Origin of the sequence: Roseivivax halodurans JCM 10272, from assembly GCF_000521785.1 — a bacterium.
Taxonomy (GTDB): domain Bacteria; phylum Pseudomonadota; class Alphaproteobacteria; order Rhodobacterales; family Rhodobacteraceae; genus Roseivivax; species Roseivivax halodurans.
Genome location: NZ_JALZ01000009.1, coordinates 1 through 25,436, shown reverse-complemented (window position 1 = coordinate 25,436; position 25,436 = coordinate 1). Strand labels below are relative to the sequence as shown.

Sequence of the window (25,436 nt, the reverse complement as noted above, 5' to 3'; positions counted from 1 at the left end):
GCCCATGCGTTACGATCTGACCCTCCGGATCGAATACGATTACGGCGCCGCGGCGCCAAGCGCCCGGAACGTCCTGCGCGTCGCGCCGCGCCGGATCGACGGCGTGCAGAGCGTCGAGAACGTGCGTCTCGAGATCTCGCCGGATCCCGCCGAGATCCGGCACCGCGTCGACTTCTGGGGCAATTCCGTCGCAGGCATGTCCTTCCACGAACCGCTTCGCAAGCTGACCGCCCGCCTGTCCGCGCGGGTGGAGCGTCTCGCGCGGCCGCCGACGCTCGACCTCACCCCACGCCGGGCGGGGCTCGCTTCGGAGATCGCCGCGCGGCGCGGTCTCGGCCCGGACGAGCCGCATCATTTCCGGGCCCCGTCTCCGCGCGTCGGGCCCGACCCCGGCATCGCGGATTTCGCCGAGACGAGCGTGGCGCCCGACATGACCGTGCTCGGCAGCGTCCTCGCCCTCGGACGGGCGATCCACGGGCACATGCGCTTCGATGCGGCAGCGACGACCGTTGACACCGCGCCATCCGAGGCCTTTGCCGCGCGCCACGGGGTCTGCCAGGATTTCACCCACGTCATGATCGCGGGCCTCCGGTCGCTCGGCATTCCCGCAGGCTACGTGTCGGGATACCTGCGCACCACGCCGCCCAAGGGACGGCCGCGTCTCCAGGGGGCGGATGCGATGCATGCCTGGGTACGCGCCTGGTGCGGGACCGAGGCCGGTTGGGTCGAGTACGATCCGACGAACGATCTACTGGTCGGCGTCGATCACATCGTTGTGGCGGTCGGGCGCGACTACTCGGATGTAGCCCCGGTGAAGGGCAGTCTCCGGACCTCGGGTCGCCAGATGTCGAAACACAGCGTCGACCTCGTTCCGCTCGACAGCTGATGTCATATGAAACCAGATGCTTGCGCGCCCTTCTTCACTTTGGGCGAAAGCTCTGGTCAAGCAGAGCCCCATCTTTCACAGTGGCGCAATGCACGAAGGGGGCGTCATGTCACATCTGATCTACAGCGATACGGTCTGCGCGCTCGGCGAGGGACCGCTCTGGCATCCGTGGGAAGAGGCGCTCTACTGGTTCGACATCCTCGGAAGTCGTCTCTACCGCCGAGACACGCATGGCGAGCGTCACTGGCAGTTCGACCGCCATGTCTCGGCCGCCGGCTGGGTCGAGAGCGGCAAGCTCCTGATCGCGTCCGAGCGGGACCTTTTTCTCTTCGACACGGATTCCGGGTCCGAAGAGCACGTTGTCGATCTCGAGGCGGACAATGCGGTCACCCGGTCGAATGACGGACGGGCGGACCCGTGGGGCGGCTTCTGGATCGGGACGATGGGCAAGGCGGCCGAGCCAGAGGCCGGCGCGATCTACCGGTTCTTCAAGGGCGAGCTGAGGAGGCTCTACGCCGACATCACCATCTCGAACGCGATCTGTTTCGCCCCTGGCGGCGCCTACGCATACTTCTGCGATACCGATACGCACAGGATCCAGCGCGTCGCGCTCGACGGGGACGGCTGGCCCGCCGCCGATCCGGTCACATTCGTCGACCTGGCGCCCGAGGGTCTCAAGCCGGACGGCGCCGTTGTGGACACTCAAGGCAACCTCTGGAACGCGCAATACGGCGCGGGCCGCGTCGCCTGCTACAATCCCGAGGGAAAGTTCATGACCGCCGCCGGCCTTGCCGCCGGGCAGATCACCTGCCCGGCATTCGGCGGGACCGGGTTCACCACGCTCTTTGCGACCTCCGCCGCGGACGGCGCGGCCCCGAACGATCCCTTCGCCGGCCAGACCTTTTCGGTGCCCATGGGCTTTGTCGGGCAACGCGAGCACCAGGTGAAACTCTAGCGCGTCTTGCCGGCGGCGAAGCGAGGGGGCAGCCCCTCGCGCACCCCGGGATACTTGTCTCAAGAAGAAGGAGCGCCTCGTCCGGGTCGAGTGAAGACGAGCGCCATGGAATCGCGCATCACGATCGGCCCCGACACGTAGTCGCGCCCGATGCCGGGACTGCGCAGCACGCATTCCCACCCCATGCCTTCGAGACCCGGGATCTTCAGGCGGAGCGGGTCGAAGTCGGCGGTCTCCTTCCCCTCCATGTGGATGATCGAGTACACCTGCTCGCCATCCGGGCCATGCCTCAGGGAGGTGAAGAGCGTGCGTCCGTCGGTCGGCTCGACATAGCCGAAATGGTCATCCGCTCCGTAATTGTCGCGAAGCCAGGGGCGTGCGGCACGGAACTCGCGGAGCGCCAGCGTGAAATCGAGCTGTACCGGATCGAGACCCCCGAGCGAGTGGCCGATGTTGCAGTATTCGTGCATGTCATCCATCCACGCGCGCGCCACCTCCTTGAGCGTTTCCGGCGTGTAGAGCGGCCCCGAGAGCCTCGGCTCGGTTGTATTCAGAAGACGCGCGATGTCCTCGAGGTCGTAATCCGTCACCTCGACCAGCGCGGGCAGGAAGGTGCAGAAGCGCGCGAGATCCGCACGAGTCTCGAACCCGAGCGCCTTGAGGCGCGAGAAGTTGGCGGGCATCGAATAGGAATACTCGTCCACCTGCCAGCGCAGCGAGATCGCCTCTTCCGCCACGACCTTGACCCCGTAGCGGTCGTCCTGGTTGCGGATGAAGCCCCACGAGGCACGGGCCATGGCGTTGAGGAAATCCATCGGCACGCCCGGCAGCGCCACATAGGTCAGGGTGTGGGCGGCGGGGTTGTCATAGGCCTTGTCGAGGATTTCCATCCGCGTGGTGCCGAGGCGGGTGTTGATGTTGAGCTTGGGGCTCACCTGCGTGCCGCGGCGGAGCGTGTCGTGGTTCGATGTGCCCGAGATCCAGTTCGAGCCTTTCGTGAGACATTCCCGGATCCGCCAGTACTTGCCCAGCCAGAACGTGTAGAGGAACGGCGTATTGTGGGCGAAGGTGAGCGGACCCCACTGGAACACGTCCCCGTCGCGCTGCGTCTCGATGACGGCGCGGTAGGTTGAGGACATCTCCCAATCCTCGTTCGGCCAGGGGCGGCCGTCCTCGAAGATGAACCAGGGCCGGTAGCGTGTGCCGGCGACCTCCTGGACCACGTCCGCCATGCTCTGCAGGTACTCGTCGTCGTGGCGCAGAACCTGCGCGCCGCTGTCCCACCACTTGAAGTCCTGCGCGCCGTCGACCCGCACGCCGTCCGCACCGAAATTCACCTTGCGGCGCTGCATCTCCAGCAGGATCGCACGGACCGCGGGTGTCTGGTAGGCAAGGTTCTGGCCGTACATGTTCGGGCCGGCGAAGAAGTGGCTGTTGAGCACGCGCAGGCCCTGGTTGTCGGAATGGCCATAGACCACGTCGAAGACCAGCTTCTTGGGTTTGCCGGGAAAATTGTGCAGCGCGCTCGCGAGGTCGACGAGCTCGTCCGGCCGTCCCGATTCCAGAAGCACAGGGTTCACGGTCGCCATGCCCGCGATGACGTTGTCGTAGCCCCAATTCGTCGTATCCGGGCGGAGCAGAGAGACGGTCACCCCGTCCTCGGTACCATCGCTTTCCTGCCAGAAGTCCGGGCCTGCCTCGTAGACGGTTGTCGGCTCCACCGGCAGGAGCTGGACCGCCTCGTAGCCGAGATAGATCTGGTCGGCGGGATCCATCGGAAGGCCGGCCTCGACGCGGCTGGCAAGGCGCTCGAACTGCCGCGTGAGGGAGGCGATCGTGCCGCCCGCCGTCGCGGTCGGGATGTGAATCTGCAGGATGTTGGAACAGGGGCCGAACTTGTGCGGCGCATCCCCTGAGTAGCTCTGCCAGTATGCCTTGTCTCCGCGGGCGGCCAGCATCGCGTCCACATCATAGAGCTCTGCCGGAGCCATCGCGCCGAAGGGCAGGGACATCGCCAGCGGATCGAGGACCCTGTGCCACTGATCCTCGGCATCGCGCCAGACGAGGCTGTAGAAGTCGCCGATCTGCTCGCGGCTGCCGGCCTTCATGCCGCGGACGCAGGCGAATGCATGTGCCTCGAGCCGGATCGCGGGCACATAAATCCGCTCGAACCGGACGTCCTGGTGCGCTCGGGTGAGGTCCAGGGGTTCGGTCGGGCTGAGGATTTCGAGGAAGATGTCGCCCGAGGGGACACGCAGGTCCTGAAGCTCGGGCACCCAGAAGCCGAAGCTCGCGAGTCCGTCCCCATCGACCTGCCCGCCGAGCCCACGGGCAATCTCCTGTTCCGCCTCGAAGCGCGACGGGGCGTTGGTCAGGATCTGCTCACAGGCTTCCGCGCGGGATGTGGAGGCGGCGTCGTCGAAGGTGATGCGTTCGGCCAGGGACATGGTCTCTCCTCGTTCGGCTGTCGGAGGGAACCTACGCGGCATGTCCCGGCCGGCAAGGTCAGCTCCCGGTCACGGCTTCGCAGGCGCGGGCAAATTCGCACTTTGCCCGCGCCTGCGGCAGGGATCAGGTGAAGACGTCGGGTTTCGTGCGGCCGGTGCGTTCGGAGAGCTCCGAGACCTCCTCGGCGAGGGCGATCATTTCCAAGAGCGCCTCCTGCGGGTCCTGCGCGAGCTTTTCGGGATCGGTCTCGGCCTTCTCGAGGTAGACCCGGATCGTCGCGCCCTCGGTACCGGTGCCGGAGAGACGGAACACCACGCGGCCGCCCGATTTGGTGCCGATCCGCAGGCCCTGCGCCTCCGCCCGGCTCCCGTCGACGGGATCGTCGTAGGCGAACTCGTCTGCCCATTCGACCTCCTGCCCAGCGACGGCGGTGCCGGGAAGAGATGGCAGGCGGCCGTGCAGAGCGGCCATCAGCTCGGAGGCCTTGTCGGCATCCACAGCTTCGTAGTCGTGGCGCGAGTAGTAGTTGCGGCCGTAGGTGCGCCAGTGATCCTCCATCAGCTCGGCGACCGGGATATCGCGTTCGGCCAGGATGTTGAGCCAGAAGAGCACAGCCCAGAGACCGTCCTTTTCGCGCACGTGATCCGAGCCGGTGCCGGCGCTCTCCTCGCCGCAGAGCGTTGCGCGGCCGGCGTCGAGCAGGTTGCCGAAGAACTTCCAGCCGGTGGGGGTCTCATAGCAGTCGCAATCGAGCCGCAGCGCCACCCGGTCAAGCGCCTGCGAGGTAGGCATCGATCGCGCCACCCCCTTGAGACCGCCCGAGTATCGCGGCACGAGGGTCGCGTTTGCCGCCAGAACGGCAAGGCTGTCGGAGGGGCCGACGTAACAGCTCCGCCCGACGATCATGTTGCGGTCGCCGTCGCCGTCCGAAGCGGCGCCGAAATCGGGGGCGTCGTCGCCATACATGAGGTCCATCAGATCCTTGGCCCAGATCGGGTTGGGATCGGGATGACCACCGCCGAAATCGGGCGAGGGCGTGCCGTTCACAACCGTGCCCTCGGGCGCTCCGAGATGGCCTTCGAGGATCGCGTGGGCATAGGGACCGGTCACCGCGTGCATCGCGTCGAAGCGCATCCGGAAGCCGCCAGAAAACAGCGCGCGGAGCTTGTCGAAATCGAAGATCTCGGACATGAGCCGCGCGTAATCTTCGACCGGATCGACCACCTCGATCGCCATGCGCCCGAGCGAATGGGTGCCGAGCGCGTCGAGGTCGACGTCCTGCGCCTCCATGATCTGGTAGGTCGAGATGGCCTTCGTCGCCTCGAAGATCCGCGAGGTGACGCTCTCTGGCGCCGGACCGCCGTTCGGCGTGTTGAACTTCACCCCGAAATCGCCGTTCGGCCCCCCGGGATTGTGGGATGCGGAGAGGATGATGCCCCCGTCCGTCTCACGTTGCCGGATGAGGTTGGAGGCTGCGGGCGTCGAGACCAGAGCATTCCGCCCGACGATTACCTTGGCCGCGCCACTCGCCGCCGCCATCCGCAGGATCACCTGTGCCGCGCGGTCCGAGAAATAGCGGCCGTCGCCGCCGAGAACGAGCGTCTTGCCCTGCACACCGCCGATCCCGGTCCAGATCGACTGGACGAAGTTCTCGAGGAAGTGCGGCTCCATGAAGGTGCGGGTCTTCTTGCGGAGGCCTGATGTGCCGGGTTTCTGACCCTCGATGGGCGAGGTCTCGACGGTGATGATATCCATGTCCTGTCCTTGCGTCCGTTCTAGGTCGTGATGCGGTCTGTGTCGGCCACGCGCGGATATTCCGCAAGCGCCCGGGGCGAGGCCGGCAGGCTCGGCCGCCGGATGGCCGCATGGTCGGAGCGGCGGTGCAGAGCCTCAGCCATCGGCGCGCTCCAGCACGAGGACCATCGTGCTGCCAGCATTGACGCGGATCGCCCCGCCAACGATCTCGTAGGCGGCCGCGGGGTCGCTCGTGTCGATATGGCGGACCCAGACGAAATCCTGGGGTGGCTCGGGCAGGGTGAGATCGAGCGCCTCTCCCGAGTTGAAGGCCACCAGAAGCGCTTCCTCGCGCTGGGCGTATGGGGGTGTGCCGCTGGCCATGCGCATCTCGGCGCAGACGAGACGGCGGTCGGGGTCCTCCCAGTCGGCGTCCTCCATCTCGGCGCCATCCTCGCGCCACCAGAAAAGATCGCATGTCCCGTCCACCATGCGCTCGCGCGCGTGGAGGAACCGTTTCTGCCGGAGGATCGGGTGCGCCTTCCGGAAGGTGATCAGGCGCTTGGTGAAGGCGAGGAGATCCCGGTCGGCCGCGTCCCAGTCGAGCCAGCCGATCTCGTTATCCTGGCAATAGGCGTTGTTGTTGCCGCTTTGCGTGTTTCCGATTTCGTCACCGGCGAGCAGCATCGGCGTTCCCTGACTCAGCAGGAGCGTCGCCAGCATGTTCCGCCGCCGTTGGGCCCGTGCCGCCTTGATGTCCGGATCGTCGGTCGGCCCCTCGACGCCGAAATTGTCCGAGTGGTTGTCGCCGTGACCGTCGCGGTTGCCCTCGCCGTTGCCCTCGTTGTGACGCCTCTCGTAAGAGGTGACGTCCGCGAGAGTGTAGCCGTCATGCGCCGTCACGAGGTTTACCGACGTGGTGGCGGGGCGCCCGGAATGGTCGAATTGGAGGGCCGAGCCCGTGATGCGGGCGGCAAGCGCAGCCGTGGTGCCCGGGTCACCCTTCCAGTAGCCGCGGACGTCGTCGCGGAACTTGTCGTTCCATTCGGCGAATGGCGGCGGGAAGGCACCGACCTGGTATCCGCCCGGGCCGATGTCCCACGGCTCTGCGATCAACTTTACGTCTGCAAGGACCGGATCCTGCCGGATCGCATCGAAGAAGGCCGCATCAGGATCGAAGCCCTCGTCGGTGCGCCCGAGCGTGGCGCAGAGATCGAAGCGGAATCCGTCGACGCCCATCATCTCGACCCAGTACCGCAAGCTGTCCATGATCATGCGCAGCACCATTGGATGGCGCGTGTTGATGGTGTTGCCGGTGCCGGTGACGTTCACGTAGCGCCGGGGATCGTCCGGGTTCAGACGGTAATAGGCCTTGTTGTCGAGCCCGCGGAAGCAGAGCGTCGGTCCGGTCTCGTCGCTTTCGCCGGTGTGGTTGTAGACGACATCGAGGATGACCTCGATCCCGGCCGCGTGCAGGCGCGCAACCATGTACTGGAACTCCCAGAGCCGGCCTTCGGTCAGGTAGCGCGGATCGGGCGCGAAGAAGCCGATCGACTGGTAGCCCCAGTAATTCGTGAGGCCTTTCTCGACGAGGAAACGGTCGTTGACGAAGGCATGGACCGGCAGGAGCTCCACCGCCGTGACGCCGAGACCGGTCAGGTGATCGAGCATAGGGTCCGAGGCGAGAGCGAGAAAGCCGCCCTTTGGCTCGGGTCCCGGAAAGCGCTCGGTCAGACCTTTCACATGCGCTTCGTAGATGATGCTGTCCTGCATCTCGGTCTCGGGGCGACGGGTGCGACCCCAGTCGAAGCACGGATCCTCGACCACACATTTCGGAACGTAAGGCGCCGAGTCCCTCGTGTCGAAGGAGGGATCGGCCTCCGGGTCACCCACCGTGTAGCCGTAGACGCTGTCATGCCAGATCAGATGTCCAGTCAGGCGTTTGGCATAGGGGTCGATCAGTAGTTTGTGCGGATTGAACCTGTGCCCCTCCTCGGGCGCGTAGGGACCCTCGGCGCGGTAGCCGTAGAGTTGGCCTGGCCGGACGCCAGACAGGTATCCGTGCCAGACATCGCCGTCGCGCTCGGGCAGAGGGATGCGGGCGGTCTCGGTCGCACCGTCGTCGGAAAAGAGGCAAAGGGAGAGGCGGGTGGCGTTCTGCGAGAAGACCGCGAAGTTGACGCCCGCCCCGTCGAAGGTTGCGCCGAGTGGGGTCGCCCGGCCTGGACCGGGGCTCGGATGGATACTCATGGACGCGATACGATGCTCTCGTAGAGATCGGCATAGGCGCGGGCGGACTGATCCCAGCCCACAGGATGTGCCATAGCGTTGCGCATCATCCTTTGCCAGACCGGTTGATCCTGCCAGAGGGACGAGAGCCGAGCGAGGGTGATGCGTAAGGCGTCCGCCGTCACCGGGTGGAATTGCAAGCCCGTCGCGCAGCCTGCGGCAAGCGCCGCCGGGCTGGCATTGATCACCGTATCGGCGAGCCCGCCGGTCAGAGCAACGACCGGCAGGGTTCCGTAGCGCAGGCCGTAAAGCTGCGTGAGGCCGCATGGTTCGAACCGCGACGGAACGAGGATCGCGTCGGCCCCGGACATCATCCGCCGCGAGAGCGGCTCGTCATAACCTATGCGGACCGAGACGTTTGGATCGCCCGCGGCTTTCCTGAAGGCGGCTTCGAGCTGCGGATCGCCTGACCCGAGCAGAGCAAGCTGCCCGCCGGCCTCGATGAGGTCCGGAAGCGCCTCGAGCAGGAGGTCGAGCCCTTTCTGCTCCGTCAGCCGGGAGATGACGATGCAGAGGGGGCCCTCCGCCTCCGGCAGGCCGAACTCCTGGCGCAGCGCGGCCTTGTGCTTGGCCTTGCCGCGCGGCGACTTGTAGGGCGGCAGCCAAGACGTTCCGTCGATCCCGTTGAGGATGCCGTGCAGGTCCGCCCGTCGCGAGCGCAGCACGCCGTCGAGACCCATGCCGTATTCCGGCGTCAGCAGCTCCGTTGCATAGGTGGCGCTGACGGTACTGATCGCGTCCGAATAGACAAGCCCGGCCTTCAGCGCGCTGATCTGGCCCCAGTATTCGAAGCCTTCGGAGGTGAACCCGCTGTCCGGCAGCCCGAGCAGCTCCAGCTTCCCGGCCGGCGCGAGACCCTGGAACGCGATATTGTGCACCGTGATGAGCGTCTTCATGGGGGCGGCGTCGAGCTGGTGCAGGTAGACTGGCGTCAATCCGGCCTGCCAGTCGTGGAGATGCAGGAGGTCGGGCGTCCAGCCCATCGCACCTTCGGCCCCGATCCGTGCGGCGGCATAGGACAGCGCGGCGAAGCGCTCCGCATTGTCCGGCCAGTCCCTCCCGTCGGGGCCGAGATATATCCCTCCCGCGCGGTCGAAGAGATGTGGGGCGTCGAGCACGTAGAGAACCGTATCGCCCAGGCGACCTTCGACGATCCGCGCCGGGCCGCCGAAGAGCGCACCGATATCGTGCTCCGTCCCCTGTGCCGCTGCTATGACCGGGGGATATCCCGGCAGAAGCGTGCGCATGTCGATCCCGCATTCCGCAAGCGCGCCGGGCAGGGCGCCCGCCACATCGGCGAGGCCTCCGGTCTTGATCAGCGGCACGCATTCCGAGGCGACGGACAGAACTCGCATCAGAGCGATGCCTCGCGGGCATCGAGCATGGCCTGGGTGATGAGTGTGACACCACCGCTTGTGACGCGGAACCACTTGGCGTCCTCCTCGGGATCCTCGCCGACCACGAGGCCTTCGGGAATATGTACCCCGCGGTCGATCACCACGTTCTTCAGACGCGCATGACGCGAGACGTAGACCCGCGGCAGCACCACCGCCCGTTCGAGGGAAGAGAACGAGTTGGTGTGGACCATGGTGAACAGCAGAGATTCCCGGATCTCGGTGCCGGATACGATGCAGCCGCCGGATACGAGTGAAGACACGGCCAGCCCGCGGCGATCTTCTTCGTCGTGAATGAATTTAGCCGGCGGCACGTTCTCGGAATAGGACCATATTGGCCAGTTGCGGTCCCAGAGATCGAGATCCGGGGCGAAATTCGTCAGGTCGAGATTCGCCTTCCAGAACGCGTCCACGGTGCCGACGTCGCGCCAGTAGGCCGGAGCCTCGTTGCTGGCGCGCACGCAGCTGTCGGTGAAGCGGTGCGCTTGCGCCTTGCCGTTCTTGACGAGCTCAGGGATCAGGTCGTTGCCGAAATCGTGGCTCGAATTCGGATCGTCCATGTCGCGAACCAGCATGTCGCGCAGGAGGTCCCACTTGAAGACGTAGATCCCCATCGAGGCGAGCGTGACGTCCGGATCGTCCGGCGTCCCCGGCGGATCGGCGGGCTTTTCGAGGAACGAGGTGATCACGTCCTTGTCGTCCACCGCCATCACGCCGAAGGCCGAGGCCTCGGCGCGCGGCACCGTCAGGCAGCCGATGGTGACGTCGGCACCGCTTTCTACGTGGTGCTCGATCATCAGCTCGTAATCCATCTTGTAGATGTGGTCGCCGGCGAGGATGAGCACGTAGTCGACGCCGTAGCTGTCGACGATGTCGATGTTCTGCGCGACGGCATCGGCCGTGCCGCGATACCAGTTCTGGTCGTTCATTCGCTGCGACGCCGGAAGGATGTCGAGGAATTCGTTGCGCTCGGCCCGGAAGAAGTTCCAGCCCCGCTGGCAATGACGGATGAGGGAATGCGCCTTGTACTGCGTCGCGATCGCCATCTTGCGGATGCCCGAGTTCATCGCGTTCGAGAGGGCGAAGTCGATGATCCGCGTCTTGCCACCGAAATAGACTGCGGGTTTGACCCGCCGGTCGGTCAGCTCCCGCAGGCGCGAACCGCGCCCCCCGGCCAGTACGAACGCCATGGATCGCTGCGAAAGACGCGTGATGGCCGGCATGTCTCTTCTCCCTTGAATTTTTCGGTACGGCTTCCGGACTGTGGCAGGCGGTGCAGCGTCCGGCTAGGGGCATAGACGAGCCGCAGCATCCGACTGAGCACTCACTCCTTGACCAGATAGATCGCGGCGAGTGGGGGGATCACCACTCTCGCGGATGCCGCCTGGCCATGGGATGGCTCCGGCTTCGCCAGCACCGCTCCGTCGTTGCCGCGCCCGCTACCGCCGTATGTTGCGGCGTCGGTGTTCAGCACCTCGCGCCAGCGGCCCGCTGTCGGCAGCCCTGCGAGATAGCCGTTCTGCTCGAACGGCGTGAAGTTGCACAGCACGACGACTTCCGCGTCACCGGGATTGCCGCGCCGGATCCAGGCGAAGATCGATCTCTCCGCATCGTCCGCCTCGATCCATTGAAAGCCATCGGGATCGCAATCGCGGACATGGAGAGCGGGGGTCTCGGCGTAGAGGCGGTTCAGGTCGCGCACCAGTGCCTGCACGCCTGCGTGGCGGGGGAGCGACGCCATGGTCCAGTCGAGCGAGGTCTCGTAGTTCCATTCATGCGCCTGCGCAAATTCCTGTCCCATGAAGAGCAGCTTCTTGCCCGGATGCCCCCACATGAACGCGTAATAGGCCCGCAGGTTCGCAAACTGCTCCCAATCGTTGCCCGGCATCCTCGTGAGCATCGTGCCCTTGCCGTGCACCACCTCGTCGTGGCTGATCGGCAGAACGAAGTTCTCCGAGAAGGCATAGGTCAGCCCGAACGTCATCTTGCCGTGGTGATGTTTGCGATGGGCGGGGTCCTCCTTCATGTATTCCAGCGTGTCGTTCATCCAGCCCATGTTCCACTTGAAGCCGAACCCAAGGCCGCCGTCATGCACCGGGCGCGAAACCTTGGGATAGGACGTCGATTCCTCGGCAACCGTCATGATCCCCGGCACCTCGCCATAGCTCTGCGTGTTCATGGTGCGCAGCAGTTCGATCGCCTCGTAATTTTCGCGACCGCCGTCCTTGTTGGGCACCCACTCGCCGTCCTTGCGCGAATAGTCGCGGTAGAGCATCGAGGCGACCGCATCCACGCGCAGCCCGTCGGCGTGGTACTCCTCGAGCCAGTAGAGCGCGTTCGAGGTCAGGTAGTTCTGCACCTCGCGGCGCCCGTAATTGTAGATCAGCGTGTTCCAGTCCTGATGGAAGCCCTCGCGCGGATCGGCATGCTCGTAGAGCGCCGTGCCGTCGAATTGTCCGAGCCCGTGCGGGTCAACCGGGAAGTGCCCAGGCACCCAGTCGAGAAGGATCCCGATGCCGGCCCGGTGCGCTGCATCGACGAGATCGCGGAACTCGTGGGGAGGTCCGTGCCGCACGGTTGGTGCGAAGAGACCGACCGGCTGATAACCCCATGAGCCGTCGAAAGGATACTCGCTGATCGGCATCAACTCGATATGCGTGAAGCCCATGTCGCGTACGTAGGAGACGAGTTCCTCGGCCGCCTCGACATACGACATGCGGCGGTTGTTCGCCTTTCGCGTCCAACTGCCGAGATGCACCTCGTAGACCGAGATCGGGGCCTCGCGGCTGTTGCGCTGCGCGCGCGCATCCATCCACGCGTCGTCATGCCAGCCATAGCCGGAGATGTCGCGAACGACGCTTGCGTTCTTGGGGGGGTGCTGGGAGCCGAAGCCGACGGGATCGGCCTTCAGGGGCAGGGGATCTCCGCTCGCGCCGATGATCTCGTATTTGTAGACCGTGCCTTCACCGATGCCCGGCACGAAGAGCTCCCAGATCCCGGTGGCCCCGCGCCGCCGCATGACGTGCCGGCGCCCGTCCCAGAGATTGAACTCGCCCACGACCGACACGCGCCGCGCGTTCGGAGCCCAGACGGCGAAAGTCGTGCCCCAGACCTGCTCGTGGTGCATCACATGCGCGCCGAGCACCTGCCAGAGCCGTTTGTGCGTGCCTTCGCCGAGGAGATACTCGTCAAGCTCGCCCATCACAGGGCCGAACCGGTAGGGATCTTCCATGCCCCAGGTCGCGCCCGCGGCATCCGCGCCGCGCAGCCCGTAAGGCTCCGAACCCGGAACGGAACCGCTGAATACACCGGGCGCGCCCTTCACAGGGTCCAGTGCATGCGCGGTTGTGCCGATGACGGCCCAGAGTTTCGATGCGCCGGGGTCGAAAGCGGTGACGTGGCGCTCGCCGTCTTTCGTTTTCGGGCCGAGTACCGCGAAGGGGTCGTCGCAAGTGCCCTCGGGAATGCGCTTCAGGAGGTCGAGCGGGGTTGGTGCGGGTGCTGCGGTCATGCCGATCAGCTTAGGTGACCGCCCGAGTGCTTCAATAGCGGCTTTGTCCTCGAGCGGCGTTCGCCGGATTTCACAGCCGCCGAGAAGCCTTGTTGGGCAGGGCGGTCAGTCGCGGTGCCCATTTTACCTGCACCGGGTGAACGTCGCTCCGTAGCGCTCAGATCAGGCCCTTGGCGTCCCAGATATCGGCCATGTAACCGCGGATGGTCCGGTCGGACGAGAACCAGCCGGAGCGCGCCGTGTTGAGCGCCGCCATCCGCGTCCAGCTCGCCGCGTCCGCGTAGGCCCGATCCACCTCGCGCTGGGCACGCCAGTAATCGGTAAAGTCCGACGAGACGAGGAAGTAGTCGTGGCCGGACAGGTTCTCGACGATGTGGCGGTAGCGGTCGGGCTCATCCGGAGAGAACATTCCGCTGCGGATCGCCTCGAGTGCCCGGGCAAGACGCGGATCGGCCTCGATCGCCTTGGCCGCATGGCCCTCCACCTCGCGCCGCGCAACCACCTCCTCCGCGGTCATGCCGAAGAGAAAGAAGTTCTCGGCGCCGACGCGTTCGCGGATTTCCACGTTGGCGCCGTCGAGTGTGCCGATCGTCGGCGCGCCGTTCATGGCGAATTTCATGTTGCCGGTGCCGGAGGCTTCCTTGCCGGCCGTCGATATCTGCTCGGAGAGATCGGCCGCGGGAATGAGCCGCTCAGCCAAGGTGACGTTGTAGTTCGGCAGGAAGATCACCTGCAACTTGTCACAGGTTTCTGCGTCGGCATTCAGCACGGACGAGACGTCGTTGATCAGGCGGATGATGTCCTTGGCGAATACGTAGCCGGGCGCGGCCTTGCCGGCGAAGATCTTGACCCGCGGTGTCCATTCGGCGTTCGGGGCGTCCTTGATCTCCTGCCAGTGCGCGATCGCCTCGAGGATGTTGAGGTGCTGGCGCTTGTATTCGTGCATGCGCTTGATCTGCACATCGAACATGGCCGCGGGATCGACCCGCAGGCCGTGAGTGTCCGACATCCATGCGGCGAGTTCGGACTTGTTCGACCGCTTCGCCGCAGCAAAGAGGTCGCGCCAACCGGCATCGTCGACATGGGGTTCCAGGTCCGAGAGGCTCTCGAGGTCGTCGATCCAGCCGGATCCGATGGTTTCGGAGACGAGGCCCGAGAGGCGCGGGTTGCAGGATAGGAGCCACCGGCGCGGCGTCACGCCGTTTGTCTCGTTCACGATCCGCTCCGGATGGAGCCGGTGGAGCTCCTTGAAGACGGTTTCCTTCATCAGGCCGGTATGCAGCGCCGAGACGCCGTTCACGCGGTTCGCCATCACGAAGCTGAGCTCGCCCATCCTGACCTGGTGATTGGCGCGCATCGAGAATCCACGCGACGGGTTCGCCTTGGCGTGCGCGTCGTCGATCCGGTCGACGATCTGGATATGGCGCGGCAGGAGCTGGCCGAAAATGCCCTCGTTCCAGCTCTCCAGCGCTTCGGGCAGAAGCGTGTGGTTGGTGTAATTGAGGCAGCCTTGCGCGATTTTCTGCGCCTCCTCGAAAGGCAGGCCCCGTTCGTCGTGGAGGAGCCGCACCAGTTCCGGACCCGCGATCGCAGGGTGCGTGTCGTTGAGCTGGATGGCGACCTTCGAGGGCAGGAGCGCGACGTCATTGTATTCGCTGTCGAACCGGCGCAGGATGTCGCGCAGCGCGGCCGCGGTGAAGAAGAATTCCTGCTTCAGCCGCAGTTTCTTTCCCTGCTCTGTGGTGTCGTCGGGATAGAGCACGCGGGAGATCGTGCGGGCGAGCGCCTCGGGCTGAGCGGCACCTTCGAAATCGCCGCGGTTGAAGCTGTCGAGGTCGAACGGACGTACGGACTGGGCAGACCAGAGCCTGAGCGTGTTCACCCAGCGGCCCTTCCAGCCTGCGATCGGCGTATCGAACGCCTCGGCGCAGACCTGTTCGTCGGGGGTCCAGACCATTCTGCCGGCCTCGTCGCGCACCTCGCCGCCGAAGCCGATCGTGTAGCGCGTCTCGGGACGCTCGAACTCCCAGGCGTGGCGTTGCAGCAGCCAGGTCTCCGGCGCTTCCATCTGGCGTCCGTCCGCAAAGGACTGGCGGAAGAGGCCGTGCTCGTAACGGATGCCGTAGCCCATCGCCGGGACGCCGAGCGTCGAGAGGGATTCGAGGAAACACGCGGCCAGCCGTCCGAGCCCGCCATTGCCGAGGGCGGCGTCTGGCTCGTTCTCGAGTACGGTGTGGTAGTCGAGGCCGAGCTCGGTCAGCGCCGCGCGGGCCTGATCGACAAGACGGAGGTTCACGATCCCGTCCTCGAGGAGACGCCCGATCAGGAATTCCATCGAGAGGTAGTAGACCCGCTTTGCACCCGCGTCGTACGTGCGCCGGGTGGCGTCGAACCACGCCTCGACCATGCGGTCGCGTACGGCATAGGAGAGCGCCATCCGCCAATCCTCGAGATGCGCCGCCTCGGGGGTCTTGCCGAAGCTGTAGGCCAGATGGCTCAGGATCGCGTCGCGAAGATTGTCACTCGAGACGGTGCGCAGCGTGGCAATGTTCATGTCGAGCTCCTTTGGATGGCCGGCGGAACCTCCTCCCCTCCGTCATCAAGCGTGAACGCGCGCGTTTGGCAAGCGTCGTATGCCGAAAAAGCCATGGAATGTGCCGCTCGCCTGAAGGTTGGGCAGGATCTCAGGCCTGCCCCATGCGCTCGGCGAGGTGGGCGGCGGACCCCGTCAGCGCTGCGTAATCGTCGGTGACGAGCTGCACCGAGAACTGGTCCATGAAGCCCGAGAACCGCCCCTTGTCGCGGAACGCCTCGCCGAAGCCGAGATCAACGAGGTGAGGCCCGAAATGACGCGCGACGCCGCCGCACATGTAGATGCCGCCGAAGGGCAGGAGGGTCAGGGCGAGGTTGCCGGCCATTTGCCCGAGAAGCCGCGCGAAGATTTCCATGGCCCTGCGCGCCAGCGGATCTCCCGCGGCATAGGCTGCCATAATCGCCTCTGCGTCGAGCGGAGATGCGCCGGTCTCCTCGCAGAGAAAGGCGTGGATACGCTCGAACCCGCGTCCCGAGAGCGCCTCTTCGGCGCCGGCGGTTCCGTGCACGCGGACCAGCCAGTCGCGCAGGCGCAACTCTTCCTCGGTGTGGACGGGCAGGCTGACATGGCCCGATTCCGACGGCGGCACGAGCGTCTGCCCGCCGAGGCGGAAGACCGGGGCGGCGTTGAGGCCGGTGCCAACCCCGATGACTAGCTTGGCCGCATGCGGGCGGTCGGTCTGTCCCGGCAGGATCTCGGTCAGGGTGTCGGCCGTCAGATGGTCGACGGCGTGACCCTGCGCCTGCAGATCATTCAGCACGGCGACGATGCCGGCACCGGTCGCTTCGGCAACGACGTCGCGGTCGACGCTCCAATCGAGATTCGTGAGCGTGCCGATCCCGTCGCGCACCGGGCCGGCCATGGCGACGCAGGCCGCCGCGGGCGATATGTTGCGATTGCGCAGGTAACGCTCAAGCACCTCGGGCAGTCCCGAATGGTCGGAGTTCCGGAAGCGTTCGATGCTGGACGGATCGACAGCGGTCCCTTCGGCGAGGGCGACGCGGGTGTTCGTGCCGCCGATATCGGCGACTACGGCAAGATCAGGCATTGCCGCCTCCGAGTGCGGATTTGAGAGCGTGGTACGACGCCTTGGGCGTGCGAACCAGCGTGTCGAAATCGACATGTACGAGGCCGAAACGCTTCTCGTAGCCGAGCGCCCATTCGTAATTGTCGAGGAGGGACCAGATGAAGTAGCCCGACACCGGCACGCCCTCCGCGACGGCGCGTCGAACGGCGTCCATGTGGTCCTCGAGATACGCGATGCGGTCCGGATCGTCGACGATCCCGCTTTGGATCGCGTCCGGTGCGGCCATTCCGTTTTCGGTGACATAGAGCGGGATGTCGCCCGTGTATTCCCGGGCGGTGCGCTTAAGAAACTCATAGAGCCCGTCGGGATAGATTTCCCAGCCCATGAAGGTCTTCGGCAACGGCCCTTCGACCTCGTCGAGCGAGGGCCACGGCCCGTCGTTCGGAGCGAGCACCTTGCGGGTGTAATAGTTGATCCCGCACCAGTCGAGCTTCTGGCCGATGGTCGGGAAATCGTCCGCGTAGCCCTTGGGCAGGTGCGGCGCGAAGCCTTCGAGGACGCTGTCGGGATAGGCGCCCTTGAAGATCCCGTCGAGGAAGAAGCGGTTGTAATAGCCGTCATATGTCCAGGCAGCGCGCGCGGCGGCGTCGCTGTCGTCGACCGGTTCGGGCCATTCCATGTTGAAGACGCCGCCGAGGTTCTGCACGCCCATCGCGCGCATCGCCTCGATGGATTTTCCGTGCGCCAGAAGGACGTGGTGCATGGCCCGGGCGGTCGCGCGGATGTCGCGCAGTCCGGGCGCGTGCAGGCCCAGGAAATGGCTCATCCAGCCGACGCACCAGGGCTCGTTGATCGGGGCGACCGAGAAAACGCGGTCGCCGATCCGCTCCATGACGGTCTCGGTGAACTCGGTGAACCAGCTTGCCACGTCCCGGTTGGTCCAGCCGCCGCGGTCGGCCAGCGCCGATGGGAGCTCCCAGTGATAGAGCGTCGCGCAGGGCTTGAGGCCGCGCTGCAGCATCCCGTCGACGAGCCGGTCGTAGAAGTCGAGCCCCTCGGGATTGGCCTGGCCGGTGCCCTCGGGCATCACGCGCGCCCAGGAGGTAGAGAAGCGATAGGCGTCGAAGCCCGCCGCCGCGACGAGGTCGAGATCCTGTTCCCAGAGATGGTAATGGTCGCAGGCCCGGTCGCCGTTCTCGGCCCGCACCACGTTGCCGGGGGTCGCCGCGAACGTGTCCCAATGCGTCGGGCCGGCCCCGCCGAAGGCGTGACCCTCGATCTGGTAGCTCGAGGTCGCGGTTCCGAAGAGGAAACCGTCGGGGAAATCGGTGCGGGCATGGCGCATGTGTGGAAAACTCCGGGGTCTAGCGCGGCGCGGGGCCGGTCGATCGTCCGAGTATCAGTTCAGCTTCCATCAGGCTTTGCAACGGGGCGCAAGCCGGATCGCGGATCATCCGCAGGAGCATCTCGGCCGCGCGGCGACCCGCCTCGCGCACCGAGGCGCGCGTCGCAGTGAAGATCGGTACATCGTCGCCATTTCGCAGGTAGCCCAGATCGTCGTCATGGATGATCACCGACACGTCCCGCCCAAGCTCAAGCCCGCGCTCGTGCAGCGCGCGGCGCACGCCGATCGCGGTGACCATGGACGAAACGAGGAAGGCGGTCGGCGGCGAGGTTCCGTCGAGCATGTCCGCTGCCGCCCGGTATCCCAGCCGCTCGGTCATCTCGCCGCCCCGCATGAGCGCGGGATCGGGAACGAGCCCGTGGGACGCGAGAGCAGCCAGGAAGCCCTCGCGCCGCCGGTGGGCGAAGTCCATGTGCTCGAGCCCGTTGACCAACGCGATGCGCCGGTGCCCAAGCTCGATCAGCAGCGCGGTCGCGCGCTCGAAGGCGCGGCGGTTGTTCATGTCGATCCAGGGATAATCGGCCGGCATGTTGGATGCCCGGCCGTGCACGACGAAGGGGAGGCCGATCTCGCGCAGAAGCGCGATGCGTCCGTCGGTCAGATGCGGTCCGTGCACGATGAACCCGTCGACATTGCCGCGGGTCCGCAGGGCGCGGTAGCGCTGCGCCTCGTCGCCGTCGTCGACGGGGGTCAGTTTCAGGTCGTAGCCTTCCTTGACGTAGGTCTCCGAAGCGCCGGTGATGAAGTCGCCGAAGACGGGATTGACCATCTCGTGCATCTTGGACGTCGGCATCACGTGTCCAATCGACATCGACCGCCCGGTCGCAAGCCCCTTGGCCCAGGCATTCGGCATGTAGTTGAATTCGCGCGCCGCCTCTTCCACGCGGCGGCGGGTCGTCTCTTTCACCTCCGGGTAGCCGTTCAGCGCCCGGCTCACGGTCGTCGGAGAGAGATTGAGGTGCTGCGCGAGCTCCTTGAGGTTCATCAGGCGGTCCAAAGCGCTTTCAATTCCACGGCAGGATAGGCAGATGTGCGCCCCGAAGGAAGGGCCCGGGACAACTCTGATCTTGCCGCAATGCGGCACGGGAATTCATGAAGGTTTCAGGACCCCGCCATTGACAGGCTGCACGTTCTACGTGAGCGTGACCTCGTCAAAGCGCTTTGGACGAAGAGCGCGGGAAGGCCGTCATTTCAGCGGCTGTCAGGATGGATCACGGGAGGATCGCGACATATGGTACGCACATTGACCGCAAGCGTGGCGACGCTGGCGCTCTGCGCGGGCGCGGCTGCGGCTCAGGACTTGCTGGTTCCGGTCGGCGAGGGAGATTTCACCTGGGACGGCTATCAGGAATTCGCCGATGCCTACGACTTCTCCGGCCAGACGGTCACGTTGACCGGGCCCTGGACTGGTAACGAGAAGGAAAAGGTCGACAAGGTCTTCCAGTACTTCGCCGAGGCCACCGGCGCGTCCGTGAACTACTCGGGCTCCGACAGCTTCGAGCAGGACATCGTCATCTCCGCCCGGTCCGGTTCGGCCCCCAATATCGCGGTCTTCCCGCAGCCCGGTCTTGCCGCCGACATGGCGCGGCAGGGCTACCTGACGCCGCTGCCCGACGGGATCGGGGAGTGGGTGGCCGAGAACTACGCCGCCGGCGACAGCCTCGTCGATCTCGGCACCTACGAGGGCGAGGATGGCGAGGAGGACCTCTTCGGCATGTTCTACCGGATCGATGTCAAATCGCTCGTCTGGTACAATCCTATCACCTTCGACGAATACGGCTTCGACGTGCCCGAGACGATGGAGGAGCTGAAGGAACTGACCGAGGACATGGCCGACGAGGGCATCACGCCTTGGTGCATCGGCCTCGGGTCCGGCGCAGCGACCGGCTGGCCCGCAACCGACTGGGTCGAGGACATGATGCTGCGCCTGCATGCGCCCGAAGTCTACGACCAGTGGGTCTCAAACGAGATCCCGTTCGACGATCCGCAGGTGGTCGAGGCGATCGAGGAGTTCGGTTGGTACGCCAAGAACGACGACTTCGTCTCGGGCGGTGCCGAGAACGCGGCGACGACGGATTTCCGCGACAGCCCCGGCGGACTCTTCACGATCCCGCCGGAATGCGCGATGCATCGCCAGGCCTCGTTCATCCCGGCCTTCTTCCCCGAGGACGCGGAGCAGGGCGAGAATGTCGACTTCTTCTATCTGCCGTCATTCGAGGAGAAGGATCTCGGCCAGCCCCTGCTGGGGGCGGGGACTCTTTTCGCGATCACCAATCCGTCTGACGCGACGAACGCGATGTTCGAATTCCTCAAGCTGCCGATCGCGCACGAGATCTGGATGGCGCAGGACGCCTTTTTGACGGCGCATCTCGGGGTGAACACCGACGTCTATGCCAACGACGCGCTGAAGCAGCAGGGAGAGATCCTGCAGGAAGCGACCACGTTCCGGTTCGACGCGTCCGACCTGATGCCGTCCGAGATCGGTGCGGGCGCGTTCTGGACCGGCATGATCGATTTCGTGACCGGTGCGGAGGCCGATGCCGTCGCGGCAGACATCCAGTCCCGCTGGGATTCGCTCAACTGACCGTCTGACACGATTGCGCGGCCCGGGGACGGGCCGCGCGCTGCACCGGACGGTCCGGGACAAGGACCGCCGGGCAATCATCCGGGGAGGAGAGCCCAATGTCGCCGATCATCACGGGCCTGATCACGATCGCGGTCGCGGTCGCGGGGTGCGCCGCGTATTTCTACGCCTCGAACTGGGTGGTGGACCGGGTCATCTTCCCGCCGCGCACGGACGATCAGGGGCGTAACATCCGACGTGCCACCAAGATCCGCCCCTGGCTCTTCATCTTTCCGGCGGCGTTCTTCCTGTCGATCTACCTGATCTATCCGGTGGTCGGCTCCTTCTGGCGCTCGCTCTTCAACCGCTCGGGGCAGGAGTTCATCGGGCTCGGCAACTACGTCCAGATGTTCTCTGAGGAAGGGTTCCGCGTCGCCTTCTTCAACAACATCCTCTGGGTGATCTTCGTGCCGGCGGCCTCCACCTTCCTCGGCCTCCTCGTCGCCCAGCTCACCGACCGGTTGAAATGGGGGAACGTCGCCAAATCGTTGATCTTCATGCCCATGGCGATCTCCTTCGTCGGCGCCTCGCTGATCTGGAAGTTCGTCTACGCCAACGATCCCGACATCGGCATCATCAACGCCGTGCGCGACACCTTCGGGATGGAGCCCGTCGACGTGCTGCAGATCCCCTTCTGGAATAACTTCTTCATCATGTTCATCCTCGTCTGGATCCAGACCGGGTTCGCCATGGTGATCCTGTCGGCGGCGCTGCGCGGCATCCCCGAGGAGACGATCGAGGCGGCGATCATCGACGGGGCGAACCCGTTCCAGATCTTCTTCAAGATCAAGATCCCGCAGATCCTGCCGACGATCCTCGTCGTCTGGACGACGATCACGATCCTCGTGCTCAAGGTCTTCGACATCGTCTACGCCATGACCGGCGGCAACTTCGATACCGAGATCCTGCCGAGTTACATGATGGATTACATGTTCCGCGACGACGGACGCGCGACCGCGGTGGCCTTCGTCATCATGATCGTGGTGACGCCGGTGATGATCTGGAACATCGTCCAGGCCCGCCGGGAAATGCGCTGAGGAAGGGTCAGAGACATGGACAACATCGCAGGACAGAAGTCGGGCCTTTCCATAGCCACCAATCTCAGCGTCATCGCGCTGGTTCTGATCTGGCTGATCCCCACCGTGGGCCTTCTCGTCTCCTCGTTCCGGGATCGAGAGCAGATCTCGGAGAGCGGCTGGTGGCGCGCGGCCTTCTCGGTGAGCCAGGCCTACCGCGTCTCCCCGCCGGCGGAGGGCGCGGTGCAGGACGGAGACCTCTACGTGCTCGAAGGCAACCTCTTCAACGCCGCGCAGGACGAAGATGTCGAGGCGGCGGGGCACGGCTCGGGCACGGTCACCGGCTTCGGCCTTACGTCGCGTGATCCCGGCGCCGCTGAGCCCGGCCAGACCTATGCCCGCTACGAGGTGCAGGTGATCGAGGAGGGCGGCGAACAGGACGACACCAATCTCGAGATCGCCTATCCCGCGGGTGAGGAGCCGTCCTTCCCCGCAACCGACGAGGACGGAAACGAGATCCTGCTCGACCCCGCGCCGATCTTCGAGCGCTCGCTGACCGTCGAGGCCAACGGCGATTTCAGATATGTCGACATCGACGAGATCGACCGCGCGCCCTCGGTCTACATCACCGCGCCGCAGCCGCCCGAGTTCACGATGGGCAATTACGAGCAGATCCTGACCTCGGACAACATGGATCAGGCCTTCATCAACACGCTCACGGTGGCGATCCCGGCGACGATCATTCCCATCGTCGTGGCGGCCTTCGCGGCCTACGCGCTCGCCTGGATGGATTTTGCCGCGCGCGGCTTCATGATCGCGATGGTGGTGGGCCTGCTCGTGGTGCCATTGCAGATCGCGCTCGTGCCGCTCCTGACGCTGCACAACGCCATCGGGATCGGGCAGAGCTTCCTGGGGGTGTGGCTTGCGCATACGGCTTTCGGCATGCCGCTCGCGATATACCTCTTGCGGAACTACATGATCGGCCTGCCGCGCGACATCATCGAATGCGCCAAGGTGGACGGGGCGACGGATTTCCAGATCTTCACGAAGATCGTCCTGCCGCTGTCGTTCCCGGCGCTGGCGTCCTTCGCGATCTTCCAGTTCCTCTGGACGTGGAACGATCTGCTTGTCGCCAAGGTGTTCCTGCCGTCGCAATCCGAAAGCTGGGTGATGACGGTCAAGATCGCCGATGACCTGCTCGGCAGCCGCGGCGGCGACTGGGGCATCCTCGCGGCGGCCGCATTCGTATCGATCGCCGTGCCGCTGCTGGTCTTCTTCGCAATGCAGAAATATCTGGTGCGCGGTCTTCTGGCCGGTTCGGTCAAGTAGCGCACGACGGGAGGATGGACGGCCGGCCCCTTGCGAGGGACCGGAGGACACGACGCCGATAGGGAGGGCGCCAGATACGGCGCGGAGGCGGCGAGACCTGAAACGATGGCGCCGGAGTTGCGCCCAGACACGAAGGATGACGCGGATGAATGTGGCTTCGGCGGTTCAGCCCACCCGCGATGAACAGAACAACGATTGGTGGCGCGGCGCGGTGATCTATCAGATCTATCCGCGGAGTTTCCAGGATTCGAACGGGGACGGGATCGGCGATCTGCTCGGCATCGCGCAGCGGCTGCCGCATGTGGCGTCGCTCGGCGTGGATGCGGTGTGGATCTCTCCGTTCTTCACCTCGCCGATGAAGGATTTCGGCTACGACGTTAGCGATTACTGCGACGTCGATCCGATGTTCGGCAGCCTTGCCGATTTCGACATCCTGATCTCGACCGCGCACCGGCTCGGTCTCAAGGTCTTCATCGATCTCGTGCTCTCGCACACCTCCGAGGAACATCCCTGGTTCAAGCTCAGCCGCAGCTCGCGCGACAACGAGAAGGCCAAGTGGTACGTCTGGGCCGATCCCAAGCCGGACGGAACGCCGCCCAACAACTGGCTGTCGATCTTCGGCGGACCCGCGTGGCAGTGGGACGGCACGCGCATGCAATATTACATGCACAACTTCCTGACCGAGCAGCCGGACCTCAATTTCCATGAGCCGAAGGTTCAGGAGGCGCTGCTCAACGTCGCGCGGTTCTGGCTCGGGCGGGGCGTCGACGGCTTCCGGCTCGACACGATCAACTTCTACGTCCACGACGCCCAGCTTCGGGACAACCCGCCGCTCGACCCGGCAGAGCGCAACCCGATCACGGCGCCGGCGGTCAACCCCTATACCTGGCAGAACCACCTCTACGACAAGACCCAGCCCGAGAACCTGCTCTTCCTGCAGAAGCTTCGGACGCTGATGAACGAATACAACGCCGCCGCCGTTGGCGAGGTCGGCGAGGATCAGCGCGGGCTCGAGATCCTGGGCGAATATACGGGCGGCGACGACAAGATCCAGATGAGCTACGCCTTCGAGCTGCTGTCCGGCGAATGTCCGAGCGCGAAATACATCGCAACGGTCTTCGACAAGGTCGAGGCCGTCGCGGCGCAGGGCTGGGCCTGCTGGGCCTATTCCAACCACGATGTGCCGCGGCACCTCACGCGCTGGAAGCTGTCGGACGCGGCTGCACGCTGCTTCAACTCGCTGATGATGTGTCTGCGCGGCTCCTGCTGCCTCTACCAGGGCGAGGAGCTGGCGCTCTCGGAAGCGGACATCGCCTTCGACGACCTTCAGGACCCTTACGGAATCAAGTTCTGGCCGTCGTTCAAGGGGCGGGACGGGTGCCGCACGCCGATGGTGTGGGAGCCCTCGAACCAGAACGGGGGGTTTTCTTCGGGCATGCCCTGGCTGCCGGTCAGTCACGAGCACCTCAATCGGGCCGTGTCGACGCAGGAACAGGATCCGGCCGCGATCCTGCACCATTACCGCCGGTCGATCGCGTTCCGCCATGCGCACGAGGCGCTCAGGAAAGGCGCGCAGACGGCCATGGTGGCGGACGGCGACATCCTGCGGTTCGAACGCAGTCTCGGGGATCAGACGATCTTCTGCGCCTTCAACCTGTCGGGCGAGCCCGGGGTGACGGAGATGCCCGAGGGTACCTGGCGCCAGATCGGGATAGAACTCGGCTCCGCGGGTCCTGCGCCCGACGGCAAGCTGCATCTCGGGCCGTGGCAGCCCGCTTTGCTGATGAAGGCCGCGTGACGGAATAATGGGAGGAAACCGGCCATGGCGAACCTGAAGCTGACGGATGTGGAGAAGACCTACGGCGGGACCGTGGAGGTTCTCAAGAACATCGATCTCGAGATCGAGAAGGGCGAGCTCGTCGTCTTCGTCGGGCCCTCGGGCTGCGGCAAGTCCACGTTGCTGCGGATGATCGCCGGGCTCGAGAAGATCACCGGCGGCACGCTCGAGATCGACGGGCAGGTGGTGAACGACGTGCCGCCCGCGCAGCGCGGGATCGCCATGGTCTTCCAGTCCTACGCGCTCTACCCGCACATGACCGTGCGCGACAACATGAGCTTCGCGCTCAAGATCGCCAAGAAGTCGAAGGAGGAGATCGAGGCCTCGGTCAGCAAGGCGGCGAAGATGCTGCAACTGGAACCTTACCTCGACCGCCTGCCGAAGGCGCT

18 protein-coding genes are annotated in these 25,436 nt (G+C 65.3%); 7 read left to right on the top strand and 11 right to left on the bottom strand.

Annotated features, from left to right (window positions below; translation table 11 throughout):
* Positions 1-4: 4 nt before the first annotated feature.
* Both OCH239_RS10190 and OCH239_RS10185 read left to right on the top strand, forming a co-directional pair.
* Positions 5-886 carry a transglutaminase family protein gene (locus tag OCH239_RS10190; protein WP_037261970.1) on the top strand — a complete coding sequence of 294 codons (882 nt, stop codon included), beginning with the start codon at positions 5-7 and terminating at the stop codon, positions 884-886.
* 106 nt (positions 887-992) lie between these two features.
* On the top strand, positions 993-1,841 hold the full coding sequence (locus OCH239_RS10185) for an SMP-30/gluconolactonase/LRE family protein (RefSeq protein ID WP_037261967.1): 849 nt from the start codon (positions 993-995) through the stop codon (positions 1,839-1,841).
* Positions 1,842-1,900: 59 nt separating this feature from the next.
* Here OCH239_RS10185 and gghA read toward each other — a convergent pair whose 3' ends face one another.
* The 11 genes from gghA to OCH239_RS10135 all read right to left on the bottom strand — a co-directional run bounded on the left by gghA (position 1,901) and on the right by OCH239_RS10135 (position 19,227).
* On the bottom strand, positions 1,901-4,288 hold the full coding sequence (gene gghA / locus OCH239_RS10180; protein ID WP_037261965.1) for a glucosylglycerol hydrolase: 2,388 nt from the start codon (positions 4,286-4,288) through the stop codon (positions 1,901-1,903).
* Between the two features lie 124 nt (positions 4,289-4,412).
* Entirely contained in the window at positions 4,413-6,044 is a 1,632-nt protein-coding gene (locus OCH239_RS10175) for an alpha-D-glucose phosphate-specific phosphoglucomutase (protein WP_037261964.1), read from the bottom strand.
* A 20-nt stretch (positions 6,045-6,064) separates the two neighbouring features.
* Positions 6,065-6,187, bottom strand: a complete 123-nt coding sequence (locus OCH239_RS23730; RefSeq protein ID WP_280110670.1) for a hypothetical protein — start codon at positions 6,185-6,187, stop codon at positions 6,065-6,067.
* Positions 6,180-8,273: a glycogen debranching protein GlgX gene (glgX, locus tag OCH239_RS10170; RefSeq protein WP_037261961.1), complete on the bottom strand. Its 2,094-nt coding sequence runs from the start codon at positions 8,271-8,273 to the stop codon at positions 6,180-6,182. Before glgX ends, OCH239_RS23730 begins: the two co-directional genes overlap by 8 nt.
* Complete coding sequence (gene glgA, locus OCH239_RS10165; RefSeq protein WP_037262228.1) at positions 8,270-9,670, bottom strand: glycogen synthase GlgA; 1,401 nt, start codon at positions 9,668-9,670, stop codon at positions 8,270-8,272. Before glgA ends, glgX begins: the two co-directional genes overlap by 4 nt.
* Positions 9,667-10,929, bottom strand: a complete 1,263-nt coding sequence (gene glgC, locus OCH239_RS10160; RefSeq protein ID WP_037261959.1) for a glucose-1-phosphate adenylyltransferase — start codon at positions 10,927-10,929, stop codon at positions 9,667-9,669. The genes glgA and glgC overlap by 4 nt, the downstream gene beginning before the upstream one ends.
* 101 nt (positions 10,930-11,030) lie before the next feature.
* Entirely contained in the window at positions 11,031-13,217 is a 2,187-nt protein-coding gene (glgB, locus tag OCH239_RS10155; protein ID WP_037261957.1) for a 1,4-alpha-glucan branching protein GlgB, read from the bottom strand.
* A gap of 157 nt (positions 13,218-13,374) precedes the next feature.
* Entirely contained in the window at positions 13,375-15,771 is a 2,397-nt protein-coding gene (locus OCH239_RS10150) for a glycogen/starch/alpha-glucan phosphorylase (RefSeq protein WP_037261954.1), read from the bottom strand.
* Positions 15,772-15,901: 130 nt separating this feature from the next.
* Positions 15,902-16,858: a glucokinase gene (locus OCH239_RS10145; RefSeq protein WP_037261952.1), complete on the bottom strand. Its 957-nt coding sequence runs from the start codon at positions 16,856-16,858 to the stop codon at positions 15,902-15,904.
* Complete coding sequence (locus tag OCH239_RS10140) at positions 16,851-18,182, bottom strand: GH1 family beta-glucosidase (protein WP_037261950.1); 1,332 nt, start codon at positions 18,180-18,182, stop codon at positions 16,851-16,853. Before OCH239_RS10140 ends, OCH239_RS10145 begins: the two co-directional genes overlap by 8 nt.
* Positions 18,183-18,201: 19 nt before the next feature.
* Entirely contained in the window at positions 18,202-19,227 is a 1,026-nt protein-coding gene (locus tag OCH239_RS10135) for a substrate-binding domain-containing protein (protein ID WP_037262225.1), read from the bottom strand.
* A gap of 246 nt (positions 19,228-19,473) precedes the next feature.
* Between OCH239_RS10135 and OCH239_RS10130 the strand changes: the two genes are divergently transcribed.
* The 5 genes from OCH239_RS10130 to OCH239_RS10110 all read left to right on the top strand — a co-directional run.
* Positions 19,474-20,826 (top strand): ABC transporter substrate-binding protein, encoded by a 1,353-nt coding sequence (locus tag OCH239_RS10130; protein WP_037261948.1) that lies wholly within the window; start codon positions 19,474-19,476, stop codon positions 20,824-20,826.
* A gap of 98 nt (positions 20,827-20,924) precedes the next feature.
* Entirely contained in the window at positions 20,925-21,902 is a 978-nt protein-coding gene (locus tag OCH239_RS10125; protein WP_037261944.1) for a carbohydrate ABC transporter permease, read from the top strand.
* A 15-nt stretch (positions 21,903-21,917) separates the two neighbouring features.
* Entirely contained in the window at positions 21,918-23,210 is a 1,293-nt protein-coding gene (locus OCH239_RS10120) for a carbohydrate ABC transporter permease (protein ID WP_037261941.1), read from the top strand.
* A 145-nt stretch (positions 23,211-23,355) separates the two neighbouring features.
* Positions 23,356-25,008, top strand: a complete 1,653-nt coding sequence (locus OCH239_RS10115) for an alpha-amylase family glycosyl hydrolase (RefSeq protein WP_051489410.1) — start codon at positions 23,356-23,358, stop codon at positions 25,006-25,008.
* Between the two features lie 24 nt (positions 25,009-25,032).
* Positions 25,033-25,436, top strand: a 404-nt coding sequence (locus OCH239_RS10110) for an ABC transporter ATP-binding protein (protein ID WP_037261937.1), incomplete at its 3' end; no start/stop codon positions are given.